This window comes from Burkholderia sp. BCC0397 (assembly GCF_902832865.1).
GTDB lineage: Bacteria > Pseudomonadota > Gammaproteobacteria > Burkholderiales > Burkholderiaceae > Burkholderia.
Genome location: NZ_CADFDL010000002.1, coordinates 521,877 through 535,247 on the forward strand (window position 1 = coordinate 521,877; position 13,371 = coordinate 535,247).

A 13,371-nucleotide genomic window follows, 5' to 3' on the forward strand; every position below is an offset into this window, starting at 1 on the left:
GGGGCTTCGAATTTGCTTAACGCGCGCGGTCATGCGCCGTGCTGCCGGATGGTTCTCGTCTGACTATTCAATATAGTCGCCGCGCCGGACGCGTGCGGCTCGGGGTCGCCAGCCTTGCCGCTTGACCCCGGCCGGCACGCCGCCTGGATTGCTTCAGACGGGCCGGCCGTGCCGCATGCGACGTGTCATCCGGGTGACAAAAACCGATAGTTTGCTATCGAATGTTTTTGCCCCTATCATCTCGCCCATGACCAATCTGCACGACCTCCGCCTCGCCGTCAGCAGCCTGCTCGTGCTCACCGCGCGCAAGTGGCGCCGCACCAGCGACGGCGTGCTGACCGCGTACAACGTATCCGAGGCCTGCGCGACGCCGCTGCTGATCGCCGGCCGCCTCGGCGAAGGCGTGCGGCAAGGCACGCTCGCCGAGCACGTCGGCATCGAAGGGCCGTCGCTCGTGCGCCTGCTCGACCAGCTGTGCGCGGCCGGCCTCGCGCGCCGTGACGAGGATCCGCACGATCGCCGCGCGAAAACGATCTCGCTGACGGCCGCCGGCCGCGCGGTCACCGCGAAGATGGAGGAAGACCTGCGCGCGCTGCGCGCCCAGGTGCTCAAGGGCGTGTCACGCGCCGATCTCGAAGCGACGCTGCGCGTGCTGAACGCGTTCAACGCAGCCGACCCGCATCCTCCGGCGTCGCATCCGTCACACCCGTCCCGCCCCGCCGATTCCGCGTCATGACCTATCCGAGCCTTCGCGACTGGCTGTTCTCGGGCAAGACGTTCGCCGCGTCGATGCTGGCGCTGTACCTCGGCCTGTATTTCCAGCTGCCGCGCCCGTACTGGGCGATGGCAAGCGTCTACATCGTGTCGAACCCGTTCGTCGGCGCGACGCGCTCGAAGGCGCTGTACCGCGCGCTCGGCACCGCGCTCGGCGCGGCCGCCGCGATCTTCTTCGTGCCGCCGTTCGTCGAGACGCCGCTCCTGTTCAGCATCATCGTCGCGACCTGGTGCGGCACGCTGCTGTACCTCGCGATCTCCGACCGCACCGCGCGCAGCTACGTCTTCATGCTCGCCGGCTATACGATGCCGCTGGTCGCGCTGCCGACCGTCACCGATCCGTCCACGATATTCGACGTCGCGATCGCGCGCACCGAGGAAATCGTGCTCGGCATCGTGTGCGCGAGCGTGGTCGGCAGCGCCGTGTTCCCGAACCGGCTCGCGCCGACGCTGATCGAGCGCACCGACGCGTGGTTCAAGGACGCCGCGTTCTACGGCCGCGAAACGCTGTCCGGGCACATCGCCGGCAAGGCGCTGTCCGCGTGCCGGCAGCGGCTCGCCGCGACGATCACCGGCCTCGAGTTCCTGCTGAGCCAGTTGGGCTACGACCATGCCCATCCGCGCATCCTCGCGCGCACGCAGGCGCTCGCGGGCCGGATGCAGCTGTTCCTGCCGCTGATGTCGTCGCTCGCCGATCCGCTGATCGCGCTGATGCGCGACCTGCACGTGCGCCCGCCCGCGCTCGACGCGCTGCTGGCCGATGCCGCGAAGTGGTTCGACGCGCCGCTGCCGGCCGTGAAGACCGGCTCCGACGGCGACATGGCGCACGATCCGGTCGCGGACGACCTGCGCGCGCGCATCGCCGCGCTGCAGCCGCCCGACAGCGCGCTGGCGAGCTGGGACGGCGCGCTGCTGTCGAATGCGCTGTGGCGGCTGCGCCAGGTCATCGACATCTGGCAGGACTGCCGCTCGCTGCGCGCGCTGATCGCGAACGAGTCGGGCGTGTGGCAGCCGCGCTATCGGCACTGGCGGCTCGGCGGCACCGAGCGCTTCTTCGATCGCGGGATGATGCTGTTCTCGACGCTGACCGTCGTGTTCGCGATCGTGTTCGCGTGCTGGCTGTGGATCTCGTCCGGCTGGCACGACGGCGCGGCCGCCGTCACGCTCGTGGCCGTGTCGTGCAGCTTTTTCGCCGCGCTCGACGAGCCAGCGCCGCTGGTGTTCAAGTTCTTCCTGTCGACCGCCGCGAGCGTCGTGTTCGCGGGGCTGTACCTGTTCGTCGTGCTGCCGCACGTGCACGATTTCGCGATGCTGGTGCTGATGTTCGCGGGCCCGTTCATCCTGATCGGCACGCTGCTGCCGCGCCCGCAGTTCAACATGGTGACGATGCTCGTCGCGGTGAACACAGCCACCTTCATCAGCATCCAGAGCGCGTACGAAGCCGATTTCTTCGTGTTCCTGAACAGCAACCTCGCCGGCGTCGCCGGGCTGCTGTTCGCGTACGTGTGGACGCGTGCGACGCGTCCGTTCGGCGCGGAACTCGCGGTGCGGCGCCTGCTGCGCTCGGGCTGGGAGGACGTCGCGCGCTCCGCGTCGACGCAGCCGCTCGACGATCAGCGCAACCACGCGTCGCGAATGCTCGATCGCGTCACGCAACTGCTGCCGCGCCTCGGCGCGTCCGACGACCATCGCCACCCGTCGATCGAGAGCTTCCGCGACCTGCGCATCGCGCTGAATGCGCTCGACCTGCGCCGCTCGCGCCGCCGGCTGTCAGGCGACGTGCCCGACGCGATCGATCGCGTGCTGGCCGGCGTCACCGATCACTACACGCGCTGCGCGGCCGCGAACGCGCGCCAGCCCGTGCCGCCCGCGCTGCTCGCGACGATCGACGACGCGCTGCGGCGCGTGGCCGGCCGCAACCTGCCGGGCGCCGCGCCGGCCGACGGCGCGGCCGCACCCGCGGCGCCCGCCACGCACCGCCGGCTGCGCGATACGCTGCACGCGCTCGTCGGCCTGCGCCTGTCGCTGTATCCGGCCGCGGCCGCGCAAGCGCCGCAGGCGCCGGACGGAGCACGCGCATGAGCCGGCTTTCCACCTTGTCCTTCCGACCGCGACCATGATCGGCGAAATCGATATCTTCGGCGTGTTCGTGCCGGCCCCGCTCGTGCTGATGCTGATCGCTTACCTGATCAACAGCGTCGTGCGCGCGGTGCTCGAGCGCGTCGGCTTCTACCGCCTCGTCTGGCACCGTTCGATCTTCGACCTCGGCATCTACGTGTTCGTGCTGGCCGCCGTCGTGATCGTGTCCCACCAACTCGTGGCTACCTAACGTGAAAAAAACCTGGCTCTCGGCAGGGCAAGTCCTGCTCACCCTGATCGTCGTCGTCGTGGCCGGCCTCGTGCTGTGGCGCATCATCAACTACTACATGTTCTCGCCGTGGACGCGCGACGGGCACGTGCGCGCCGACGTGATCCAGGTCGCGCCGGACGTGGCGGGCCTCATCACGTCGGTGCAGGTCGCCGACAACCAGGAGGTCAAGCGCGGCCAGGTGCTGTTCGTGATCGACCAGGCGCGCTACGCGCTCGCGGAACGGCTCGCCGAAGCGACGCTCGCGCAGCGCCGCGCGACGCTGGCGCAGGCGAAGCGCGAATACGCGCGCAACCTGCAGCTCGGCAACCTGGTCGCGAGCGAACAGGTCGAGGAAAGCCGCACGCGCGTCGAACAGGGCGAAGCCGGCGTCGCCGATGCGCAGGTATCGCTCGACACCGCGAAGCTGAACCTGCAGCGCACGACGATCGTCAGTCCCGTAGACGGCTACCTGAACGACCGCGCCCCGCGCGTCGGCGAATACGTGCCGGCCGGCCGCGCGGTGCTGTCGGTCGTCGACCGCAATTCGTTCCGCGTCGACGGCTACTTCGAGGAAACCAAGCTGCGCGGCATCCATATCGGCCAGCCGGTCGACATCATCGTGATGGGCGAGCCGCATGCGCTGCGCGGCCACGTGCAGAGCATCGTCGCTGCGATCGAGGATCGCGACCGCACGCAGGGCGCGAACCTGCTGCCGAACGTGAACCCGGCGTTCAGCTGGGTGCGGCTCGCGCAGCGCGTGCCGGTGCGCGTCGTGCTCGACGAGGTGCCCGACGATTTCCGGATGATCGCGGGCCGCACCGCGACCGTGTCGATGCGCGGCGCCGACGCGCGCCGCCACGACAACGCGAAACCGGCTGGCGCGAGCGCCGTGTCGGCGGCCCCGACTGCGTCCGGTACGGCCGCGAACGCCGCGGGAGCATCGCAATGAAGCGGCACGGTCTGCGCATCGCGGCTACGCTCGCCCCGCTTGCGCTCGCACTCGGTGCGTGCAAGTCGGTCGGCCCCGACTACAAGCTGCCGCAACAGGCGTACGTCAATGCGCCGCTCGCGAACCACGCGCTCGACGACGCGAACGGCGCGCTGGTGTCGCGCGACGCGGTGCCCGGCAACTGGTGGCAGCTGTACGACGACCCGGTACTCGACGGGCTCGTGCGCGATGCGCTGAAATCGAACACCGACCTGCGCGTCGCCGCGGCCAACCTCGCCCGCTCGCGTGCGGCGCTGGTGGTCGCGAACGAACAAGGCGGCTTCTCCGGCGGCGCGGAAGCGGCCGTGCAGCGCGCGCAGGAATCGGCCGAGCAATACCTGCTCGAAAACAAGCTGCCGGTCGTCAACGAAGGCACGGTCGGCATCAACGTGTCGTACGAGCTCGACCTGTTCGGCAAGCTGCGGCGCGGCGTCGAAGCCGCGCGCGCGGACAGCGAGGCCGTCAAGGCGGCCGGCGACCTGGCGCGCATCACGGTCGTGGCCGACGTCGTGCGCGCGTACGTCGAAGCGTGCTCGGCCGGCGACGAACTCGCGATCGCGAAGCAGTCGCTCGCGCTGCAGAAGCAGCGCGTCGCGCTGTCGCAGCGGTTGCGCAACGCCGGACGCGGCAACCAGACCGACGTGACGCGCGGCGTGACGCAGGTGCGCACGCTCGCCGCCGACATTCCGCGCTTCGAAGGCCGCCGCAAGATCGCGCAGTACCAGCTCGCCGCGCTGCTTGCGCGCGCACCGGCCGACCTGCCGAAAGCCGCCGCCGAATGCGAACGCCTGCCGAAGCTGCGTCAGCCGATTCCGATCGGCGACGGCGCCGCGCTGCTGCGCCGCCGGCCCGACGTGCGCGAAGCCGAGCGGCAGCTCGCCGCCGCGACCGCGCGGATCGGCGTGGCGACCGCCGCGCTGTACCCGTCGGTCAGCATCGGCGCGTCGGCCGGCTCGGTCGGCGTCGCCGCCGACCTGTTCTCGTCCACCACGAATCGCTGGTCGTTCGGCCCGCTGATCAGCTGGTCGTTCCCCGTCAACGGCCAGCGTGCGCGCGTGCGCGAAGCCGAGGCCGCGACGGGCGGCGCACTCGCGCACTTCGACGGCGTCGTGCTGAATGCGCTGCGCGAAACGCAGTCGAGCCTCGCGACCTACGCGGCTGACGTGCAGCGCACGGATGCGCTGCGCACCGCCTACGAATCGGCCCGCAATTCCGCCGCCGAAACGCATCGTCTCTATGCGGCCGGCCGCGAATCGTTCATCTCCGATCTCGATGCGACGCGCACGTTGACGAGCGTGCAGGCGCAGGTCGCGGCGGCCGAAGGCCAGGTCGCGGCCGACCAGGTGCGGCTCTTCCTCGCGCTCGGCGGCGGGTGGGATGGCGACGGTGCAGCAGCCGCAGCGGACGCCGGCTCCACCGCCGCGGCGCCCGCGACCGGCGCGTCAGCGCCGTAGCGTCATCGCCGTCGGCACGAAACCCGTGCATGACGCAACGCGCCATGGCGGCGGGTTTTCCTGATTCGCGCCATGGCATCCGCAGCGCGACGCGCACCCGCGTTGACGGTACACTGGCCGATGCATTTCCATTCATCTGCTGCCGCGGCCGGTCCGGCCGCGGTATCCACCCGGAGAGTCATCATGCGAACCAGCGCCCGCAATCAATTCGCCGGCCAGATCGACGCCGTCAAACCCGGTGCCGTCAACGACGAAATCACGCTGCGCACGCAGGACGGCCTCGAGATCGTCGCCGTGATCACCCACGGCAGCGCCGCGGCGCTAGGCCTCGCGGCCGGCACGAAGGCGTTCGCGCTCGTCAAGGCATCGTCGGTCATCGTGATGGTCGACGTCGACAGCAGCAAGGTGTCGGCCCGCAACTGCGTCGCGGGCACCGTCGCGTCGGTCGCGAAAGGCGCGGTCAATTCGGAGGTCGTGATCAAGGCCTCGGGCGGCGCGGAGATCGTCGCGATCGTCACCAATGACAGCGTCGATCGTCTCGGCCTCGCGAGCGGCACCGCCGCATCCGCGATCTTCAAGGCATCGAGCGTGATCATCGGCGTCGAGTGATCGCGTGACGATGGCGATGGCGATGGCGATGGCGATGGCGATGGCGATTCATGGTGCGTCACGCATGCGTGCGGCCCGGTCTTCGTCGGGACGCACACGATGATCGCTCCGGCCGATCGCACGCGTGAACAGGTATTTCAGTCGCTGCAATCCGCGGCGGCCAACGCCGACGTGCCCGATGCACAGCTGTTCGGCGCACTCGTTGCGGCACGCGCGGGTCGCAACGAACGCTCGCTGCTGGGCTTGTCTCCCGGCCAGTTCACCGGCCTGCTGGCCCGGCAGTTTCCGCATCTGCGATCGGTCGATACCGCTGTACTCATGCCGACGGTCGCGCCGCCACCGTTACCGGCCGCCCACTCGGCATTCGTCGCGACGCTGCACGCGCGGCTGATGGATGACACGAATCCGGCCGTCACCCGCGACGATGCCGACTGCCTCGCCTCGATCATCGCGCATGCGTGCCTGCGCCCCGATCATCTGTGGCGCGACCTCGGGCTCGACGGGCGCGACGCGGTATCCGCGATGCTCGAGCGCTTTTTCCCCGCGCTCGCCGCGCGCAACGTCGCTCATCTGCGCTGGAAGAAATTCCTCGCGCAGGAAGTGGCCGCATCGCTCGGCGTGCCGCCGGGGCCCGCACCCGGCTGCCCGGGCTGCGAGGATTTCGGTTTCTGCTTTCCTCGAGCGTGATAGTCGCTGTGGCGGCTTGTTTCGGCCGCTAGTGTCATCGCATCGCCAGCCAGAAGAGCCGTCTTGATCGACATGGTGAGCGTGAACCTGCCGTTACACGATTTCGATGCTCCATCCCGCTTCCACGAAAAAACGTGGATCGCCGACATCTCGCACGACAACGACTGAATGATCGTCAAACCGCGAACCGATCGCCGGCGCGCGTTCCGCTCCTCTAACCCAATCCGGCAACGCGCGGCTTCCGGCACGCGAATGCCGACAACCGGCATTGCCGGACCGATGACCGGCTTTCCACGCTTCCCATAAACGGTCACCTTGCAATGCGCAGCGCCCATCGCTCACGACATAGTCAATGTCGATGCCGGTGATGAATGTCCGGAAAATGCGCGTGACTATGCGTGATCGGCAGATGCACGTGCGGATGCGTGTGCGGTTCATCGCCGTCATACGGAAAGTCGTGCGCGTGCTGGTGATGGTCGTCGTGCCGATGCCGGTGCGTATGCTCGAGCCGCTCGTGCGCATGCGTGTGTTCGTGCCGTTCGCGCACGTGCAGCCAGATGCCGAGCGCCATCAACGCGGCCGCGATCCAGAACGTCGCGGGCGGCAGCGCGGGCCAGATCAGCAGCGACAGCACGACCCCGAACAGCGGGGCGATCGAAAAGTACGCACCGGTGCGCGCGCTGCCGAGATGGCGCAGCGCGACCACGAACAACACGAGGCTGATCCCGTAGCCGCCGAGCCCCGTCAGCATCGCCGCGGCCGTGACCGGTATCGCAGGTAGCGTCGCGCCGGTCGCCAGCGCGATGCCGATGTTCACGGGCCCCGCGATCAGCCCTTTCAGGCACGCGATCACCATCGCGTCGTTCGCGGCCACCTTGCGGGTCAGGTTGTTGTCGATCGCCCAGCACAGGCATGCGCCGACGATCAGCAGCGCGCCGACCGGCACGCCGGCGCGGCCCGGCATCCACGACAACAGCATGCCGCCGGCGACGATCGCCACCATGCCGAGGAATATCTGCGTATCCACGTTCTCGCGAAACACGACCCACGCGATCACCGCCGTCAGCACACCTTCGAGATTGAGCAGCAACGCGCTCGTCGCCGCCGGCGTGCTCGACAGCCCGAGCATCAACAGTGCCGGCCCGGCCACGCCGCCCGCCGCGATCGCACCGGCCAGCCACGGCAGATCGGCACGCTGCAACGGCGCGGCATTCGCGGCCGGTGCGCGTCGGCTGTGCCAGCCGCGCAGCAGGATCCCGATGCCGAGCCCGACACCGCTGCCGAGATAGAAAAGGCCGGCGACCATGAACGGCGACATCGCGCCGATCAGCGCCTTGGCGAGCGGTGTCGCGGCGCCGAACAACGCGGCGGCGGCGAGCGCGACGAAAATCGCGGAATGTCTCGGGTTCATGGTCCGGGTTGAATTGACGTTGATGAAGCTCGGCGCGGCTTTGGGTCGGGACGGGCTGGCCTTACTTTTCGTAAGGCCGGTTGTATCGCGACGGTCGGCTTGCCCGCAGCCTGACGATCCAGTCATGATTATCGCGCGCCATTTTGTCGCGACGGGCAGGCGGGATCGCTCGCGCGTCGATCGACGCGTTCCGTCTCATCATTTCGTCACGCGAATTATTCGGTCGGCCCGATTGATTATTCAGGTATGCGAAGTATTGGAACACAAACGAAACGGTCGAAATATCATGCGCGCCGAGGCCGATCGACGAATGTGAGTCGTCCGGTCGCGTTGTCTGTTCGACGGGGAAGGTATGTACCGGCAGGTTCAGTGCGCCGGTGGAGGCAGTCCCGACCTGCCTCTGTCGAGGCAAGTCGGTCTGTCGTGTCATGCGCCGCATGCGACTTGCATGCGGGTACGCGCACGCGCGGTGCGGATTACTCGTTGCCGGCCGCTTGCTGTTCGACCTGCGGTGCGGCGTCGGTCTGGACCTTCGTTTCCGCTTCGGCTTGCGCCGGTTGCGACGCGGTAGCGGCCTCGGCCTGCTGCTCGGCCTTCGGCTGCTGCGGCGCACCCTTGGCCGATTGTGCCGCACCCTTGCCAGGGCGGCGAGCCTTCAGGCGGCGCGCACGCGCCGCATCGTCGTGCGTCACGCGCCCAGCTTCGTTGCCCTGCAGGTCGACGCGCACCGCGTCTTCGACGAGGCAGGACCAGTAGCGGTTGCCGCGGCACCACGTCGACATCGCTTCGCGCAGTTCGGCTTCGTTGAGGCCGACGGCCTGCGCTTCGCGTGCGAGATCGTCCCAGATGCCGACCTTGAGCGGCACTTTGGGGGCCGGATTCTTCGGGAACGCGCGCGGAAACTTTCGCTGCAGTTTGCCGATTGCGACGATGACCGGATCGACCGGCGCCGACGGCTTCGCCGAAGCAGGCTTCGCCCGATGCTGCGCCTTGGCGCCGGCACCCGGCTTGGCGCCGCGGGACGGCTGGTCGCCGGACTTCGGCTTCGCGCCGGCGTCCGTCGGCGCTGCCGGCCGCTTCGCATTGCGCTCCTGCTTGGCCTTCGCTGCGAGCTGCGCCCGCAATTCGGCAAGTTGTTCAAAACCCATAAATTCAATCCACCAGGAATATAAGGTGTGGTTCGTGCGGCCATGCCGCGTGGCACAAAAGCGTCGCCGCCATGCGTGCGGCCGGCCTGCCGCCGGTGCGAACCACTACGGGGCCGCATCGCGCACGCCACTCTATTTTCAGGCACCCGGCCTCGATGCCGGACAAGACAGGAGTGGAAGTATACCGGTACGCGGGACGGCCGGTTGACTCGCCGGTCTGCATTTGCCCGATCCGCGACGCCGAAAATGCGTCCGCGCGGCCGTGTTGCGCATTATATGGATACGTTTGCGGATGTCACGCCATTCGCGGCCACTGCCGGAAATCGTGCTGCGCAGGCACGCGATACGCGATCTCCCGCGCGACGGCCGTCGAACAGCGTCGTGCCGCATCCGCGACGCGTTGCTTGGCCCCGACATCGCACGACACGCCCGCCCGACCTTCGTTTGCGCCGTCATCGGTGCCCGACTCGTTGCGTCCGCATCGATCGCGTCGAGGACGAAGATATCGGAAAGTGCGTAGTATGGCCGAATCGACTTCGTTGGCAGCATGTCCCGCCTACTTTTCACCGTGCGCTCGATCGGCCGGGCGCGATCCCTCTGCCTGCGAAAAGACCCGGTTACAAGCGATGGAGCGGATGCATGGTTTCCCAAGACGACACCCCGCACGACGGCCTCACGCGCGAGGAGATTCACCATCGGCAGATCGACATGCGCGGCTATCGGCGCAGCGATGGCCTGTTCGAAGTGACGGCCTGCCTCGCGGACCGCAAGACCAACGATTTCACACCACCCGGCGGCACGCGGACGGTCGCGGCGCTGACGCCGCTCCACGATCTCGGCGTGACACTGGTCTTCGACATCGACATGGTCGTCCGCGCCGTATCCACGTTCATCCGTTCGCATCCGTATGCGCAGTGTCCGGGCGGCGGCGACTCGCTGCAGGCGCTCGTCGGATTGAACATCGGCGCCGGCTGGAACAGCGAGGTTCGCAAGCGCCTGCCGTCCTGCGATACGTGCACGCACCTGAAGGAATTGCTCGGTCCGATCGCCACGACGGCCTATCAGACGATGGTCGGCATGCGGCGATCGTCGCTCGATTACCGCGACAGCGAAGGCAAGCCGCTCAAGATCGACAGTTGCTACGCATACGGCGCATCGCGCGATCTCGTGAAACGTCTTTGGCCCGAATATCACCAGCCTTCGGCGACGGTAAAGGGCAGCTAGCGCGTCGGCATTCGGCCGGTTCGGCGTGTGTGGAATGGCGTTGAGCGAACAGCCGGATATCCTGCCTGTGTCGATTCGGCAGGTCGGCGCCGCCGCATCCGTCATCAGAAAACGCCCAGTGCCAGCCCCGCGGCCAGCCCCGCACCCAGTTCGGCGCAGCGCGCGAGCGCGTCCCGGTCGATCGTCTTCATCGCGAGAATACGCTCCGGCGTCTGCGCATGCGTGCAGACGATCAGGCCGGGCGCGACGTTCTTCAGCCGCCATCCGGTCGCGATCCGGTCGATCTGGCGCAATGCGTTCTGTCCGTCGCTTCCCGCGCAGATCATCGCCGCATACGGACGGCCGTTCACGCGATCGAGCGCCGCGTAGTAGCAGCGATCGAAGAAATCCTTCATCAGCCCCGACATCGCCGCAAGATTCTCCGGCGTCGCGAACAGGTACGCGTCCGCGGCCAGCACGTCGTCTGCGCTCGTCGCGTCCGCGCGCTGCAGCCTGACGTCGACGCCGGGCCGCTCGCGAGCCGCGCCGGCAGCCGCTTCGGCCATCTGCTGCGTGCCTCCGGTCATCGTGTGATAGACGATCAACAGCGTCTTCATGAGTAGTTGCTCGCAGTCGGCTTCGGGTGCGCCGACGATATCGTCGGGTTTGGGCCGGATGGCCGGTCGGCACCGGTGGGCGCCATTTTCCGCTCGTTTTCCCCAGATCGGCCGGTTTCGCGCATCGCAACGATTTCGATTGGCCCGTGCATCCGGATGCTTCCGGACGCGCGTTCAGTCCTGCGTGCGATGCGATGCGGCGCCGTCGTCCGGTCGCGCGTAGTACGCGAGGAACATGTCGGTAGCCGATTCCGCAACTTTCTGCTGCTCCTGCGCCGTCAGCGGCGGCTGGCCCATCGTGATCTGCGGCCAGAACGCGAATGCCTTCACGGCGCCATGCAACTGATGCGCGGCGAACACCGGATCGGCGACCGACAGGCGGCCGGCGGCCGCCGCCGCACGCACCCAGATCGTGAGGTCTTCCTCGCGCTCGCCGAGGCGTTCGACCATGTCGCGCGCCCGTTCCGGCGAATGGATGGCCGCGCCGATCGCCACACGCGCCAGCGCGAGAAACGCCTCGTCGCTCATCAACCGCAATTTGCGGTCGAGCAGCGCGAGCAGTTGCTCGCGCAGCGGCACGCCGGCGCGATAGGTCGGCGAGTTGCCGGTCCGGGTCGCGTCCCACAGCTTGTTCAGGATCGCGGCGAACAGCGTCTCCTTACCGGGGAAGTGGTTATAGACGGTGCGCTTCGACACGTCCGCGCGCGCAGCGATACGATCCATGCTCGTCGCATCGTAGCCCGCCGCGAGAAATTCCTCGATCGCCGCATCGATGATGGCCGCGCGCTTTCGGTCGGTCAGACGCTGAGGGGGAGTGCTGGTATCCATACGGAAATTTTACACCGGGCAGTTTACTTACCCCAAAAATAAACTACACTGTTTAGTGTACTTTATTCACCGGACGAACCGACAATGGCATCGCCTCTCGTTTTGATTCACCGCATGCTGGGCTTCGCGGCCGCCCGACGTGGCCAGACGCTGTCCGGCAGTTCGCCGCAGCACAATGGCGAGCGCTTTGCCAATGTCGCGCCGCGGCCCGCCGAAGGATTGGGCAAGACGCTGGGAATCGCGTGGAACATGCTGGTCAACAAGCCGCGTCATACCGTGCCGGCCGGCGCCTTGCCCGTCGATTCGCTGACCCGCGCGGAACTCGACGCGGCGCCCGATCGCAGCCTGTACCGGCTCGGCCATTCGACGCTGTTGCTGAAGCTGCGCGGCGAATTCTGGCTGACCGATCCGGTGTTTGCCGAGCGCGCGTCGCCGTTTCGGCGCATCGGCCCCAAGCGCTTTCATGCGCCGCCGATCACGCTGGAAGATCTTCCGCCGCTGCGCGGCGTGATCCTGTCGCACGATCATTACGATCACCTCGACCGCGACACGGTGCTTGCGCTGGCCGCAACCACTGGCGTGTTCGTGACGACGCTGGGCGTCGGCGATCGGCTGATCGAATGGGGTATCGACGCGAACAAGGTCCGCCAGCTCGACTGGTGGCAAAGCATGGACGTGGCCGGGCTGACGCTCACGGCTACGCCCGCACAGCACTTCTCCGGGCGTAGCCTGTTCGACGGCAACAGTACGCTGTGGGCGTCGTGGGTGATCGTCGACGACGACCTGCGCCTGTTCTTCAGCGGCGATACGGGCTATTTCGACGGCTTCCGGGAGATCGGCGAGCGCCTCGGGCCGTTCGATGTCACGCTGATCGAAACAGGCGCCTATGATGCTCAATGGCCGTACGTACACATGCAGCCAGAAGAAACCGTGCAGGCGCACATCGATTTGCGCGGACGCTGGCTGATCCCGATCCACAACGGCACGTTCGACCTCGCAATGCATCGCTGGCAGGAGCCGTTCGAGCGGGTCACGGCGTTGGCGCTCGTGCGTGGCATCGAACTGTCGACGCCGAGGATGGGCGAACGCCTCGATCTCGGCGCACCGCATCGCGGCGAGCGCTGGTGGCGCACGGTCAACGAGCGCGCGGCAGCGCCGGCGGCGAAATCGCGACGCTGGCAGCTTTGCGCATCGCAGGCGACGAAGTAGTCCGCCAGTCGCCGCACCCGCCTTCCGGGAAGAGAGCGGTGCCGCGATTCCGGGTGGTGCACGCGTTGCCGGCCTCCCCTGCACGTCGACGGC

General features: G+C 67.9%; 14 protein-coding genes. 9 read left to right on the forward strand and 5 right to left on the reverse strand.

Annotated features, from left to right (window positions below; all coding sequences use genetic code 11):
- Positions 1-247: 247 nt before the first annotated feature.
- The 7 genes from HWX03_RS07305 (at position 248) to HWX03_RS07335 (ending at position 6,862) form a co-directional block, all read left to right on the forward strand.
- Positions 248-736, forward strand: a complete 489-nt coding sequence (locus HWX03_RS07305; RefSeq protein ID WP_175870833.1) for a MarR family transcriptional regulator — start codon at positions 248-250, stop codon at positions 734-736.
- On the forward strand, positions 733-2,856 hold the full coding sequence (locus HWX03_RS07310) for an FUSC family protein (protein ID WP_175870834.1): 2,124 nt from the start codon (positions 733-735) through the stop codon (positions 2,854-2,856). The genes HWX03_RS07305 and HWX03_RS07310 overlap by 4 nt, the downstream gene beginning before the upstream one ends.
- Positions 2,857-2,890: 34 nt before the next feature.
- Positions 2,891-3,103 carry a DUF1656 domain-containing protein gene (locus HWX03_RS07315; RefSeq protein ID WP_174386189.1) on the forward strand — a complete coding sequence of 71 codons (213 nt, stop codon included), beginning with the start codon at positions 2,891-2,893 and terminating at the stop codon, positions 3,101-3,103.
- A 1-nt stretch (position 3,104) separates the two neighbouring features.
- Positions 3,105-4,073, forward strand: a complete 969-nt coding sequence (locus tag HWX03_RS07320; RefSeq protein WP_175870835.1) for an HlyD family secretion protein — start codon at positions 3,105-3,107, stop codon at positions 4,071-4,073.
- A complete protein-coding gene (locus HWX03_RS07325) occupies positions 4,070-5,566 on the forward strand; it encodes an efflux transporter outer membrane subunit (RefSeq protein ID WP_175870836.1) in 1,497 nt (498 codons plus the stop codon). Before HWX03_RS07320 ends, HWX03_RS07325 begins: the two co-directional genes overlap by 4 nt.
- A 183-nt stretch (positions 5,567-5,749) precedes the next feature.
- Positions 5,750-6,175, forward strand: a complete 426-nt coding sequence (locus tag HWX03_RS07330) for a TOBE domain-containing protein (RefSeq protein ID WP_175870837.1) — start codon at positions 5,750-5,752, stop codon at positions 6,173-6,175.
- A 99-nt stretch (positions 6,176-6,274) separates the two neighbouring features.
- Positions 6,275-6,862, forward strand: coding sequence for a nitrogen fixation protein NifQ (locus tag HWX03_RS07335; RefSeq protein WP_175870838.1), 588 nt, complete (start codon positions 6,275-6,277; stop codon positions 6,860-6,862).
- Positions 6,863-7,211: 349 nt separating this feature from the next.
- Here HWX03_RS07335 and HWX03_RS07345 read toward each other — a convergent pair whose 3' ends face one another.
- The 3 genes from HWX03_RS07345 to HWX03_RS07355 all read right to left on the reverse strand — a co-directional run bounded on the left by HWX03_RS07345 (position 7,212) and on the right by HWX03_RS07355 (position 9,421).
- The gene (locus HWX03_RS07345) at positions 7,212-8,273 is read right to left on the reverse strand and encodes a DMT family transporter (protein ID WP_175870839.1); all 1,062 of its coding nucleotides are present in this window, start codon (positions 8,271-8,273) and stop codon (positions 7,212-7,214) included.
- Positions 8,274-8,334: 61 nt separating this feature from the next.
- Complete coding sequence (locus HWX03_RS07350; RefSeq protein ID WP_175870840.1) at positions 8,335-8,703, reverse strand: hypothetical protein; 369 nt, start codon at positions 8,701-8,703, stop codon at positions 8,335-8,337.
- A gap of 46 nt (positions 8,704-8,749) precedes the next feature.
- Positions 8,750-9,421 (reverse strand): ProQ/FinO family protein, encoded by a 672-nt coding sequence (locus HWX03_RS07355; protein ID WP_175870841.1) that lies wholly within the window; start codon positions 9,419-9,421, stop codon positions 8,750-8,752.
- Positions 9,422-10,060: 639 nt separating this feature from the next.
- Here HWX03_RS07355 and HWX03_RS07360 point away from each other — a divergent pair.
- Positions 10,061-10,645 carry a DUF2889 domain-containing protein gene (locus tag HWX03_RS07360; protein ID WP_175870842.1) on the forward strand — a complete coding sequence of 195 codons (585 nt, stop codon included), beginning with the start codon at positions 10,061-10,063 and terminating at the stop codon, positions 10,643-10,645.
- A gap of 104 nt (positions 10,646-10,749) precedes the next feature.
- On the opposite strand, the gene HWX03_RS07365 is transcribed toward HWX03_RS07360, so the two are convergent.
- Both HWX03_RS07365 and HWX03_RS07370 read right to left on the reverse strand, forming a co-directional pair.
- Positions 10,750-11,241, reverse strand: coding sequence for an NAD(P)H-dependent oxidoreductase (locus tag HWX03_RS07365; protein WP_175870843.1), 492 nt, complete (start codon positions 11,239-11,241; stop codon positions 10,750-10,752).
- A 174-nt stretch (positions 11,242-11,415) separates the two neighbouring features.
- Complete coding sequence (locus HWX03_RS07370) at positions 11,416-12,069, reverse strand: TetR/AcrR family transcriptional regulator (RefSeq protein ID WP_175870844.1); 654 nt, start codon at positions 12,067-12,069, stop codon at positions 11,416-11,418.
- An 84-nt stretch (positions 12,070-12,153) separates the two neighbouring features.
- Here HWX03_RS07370 and HWX03_RS07375 point away from each other — a divergent pair, with 84 nt between their 5' ends.
- Positions 12,154-13,278, forward strand: a complete 1,125-nt coding sequence (locus HWX03_RS07375; RefSeq protein WP_175870845.1) for an MBL fold metallo-hydrolase — start codon at positions 12,154-12,156, stop codon at positions 13,276-13,278.
- Positions 13,279-13,371: the final 93 nt, after the last annotated feature.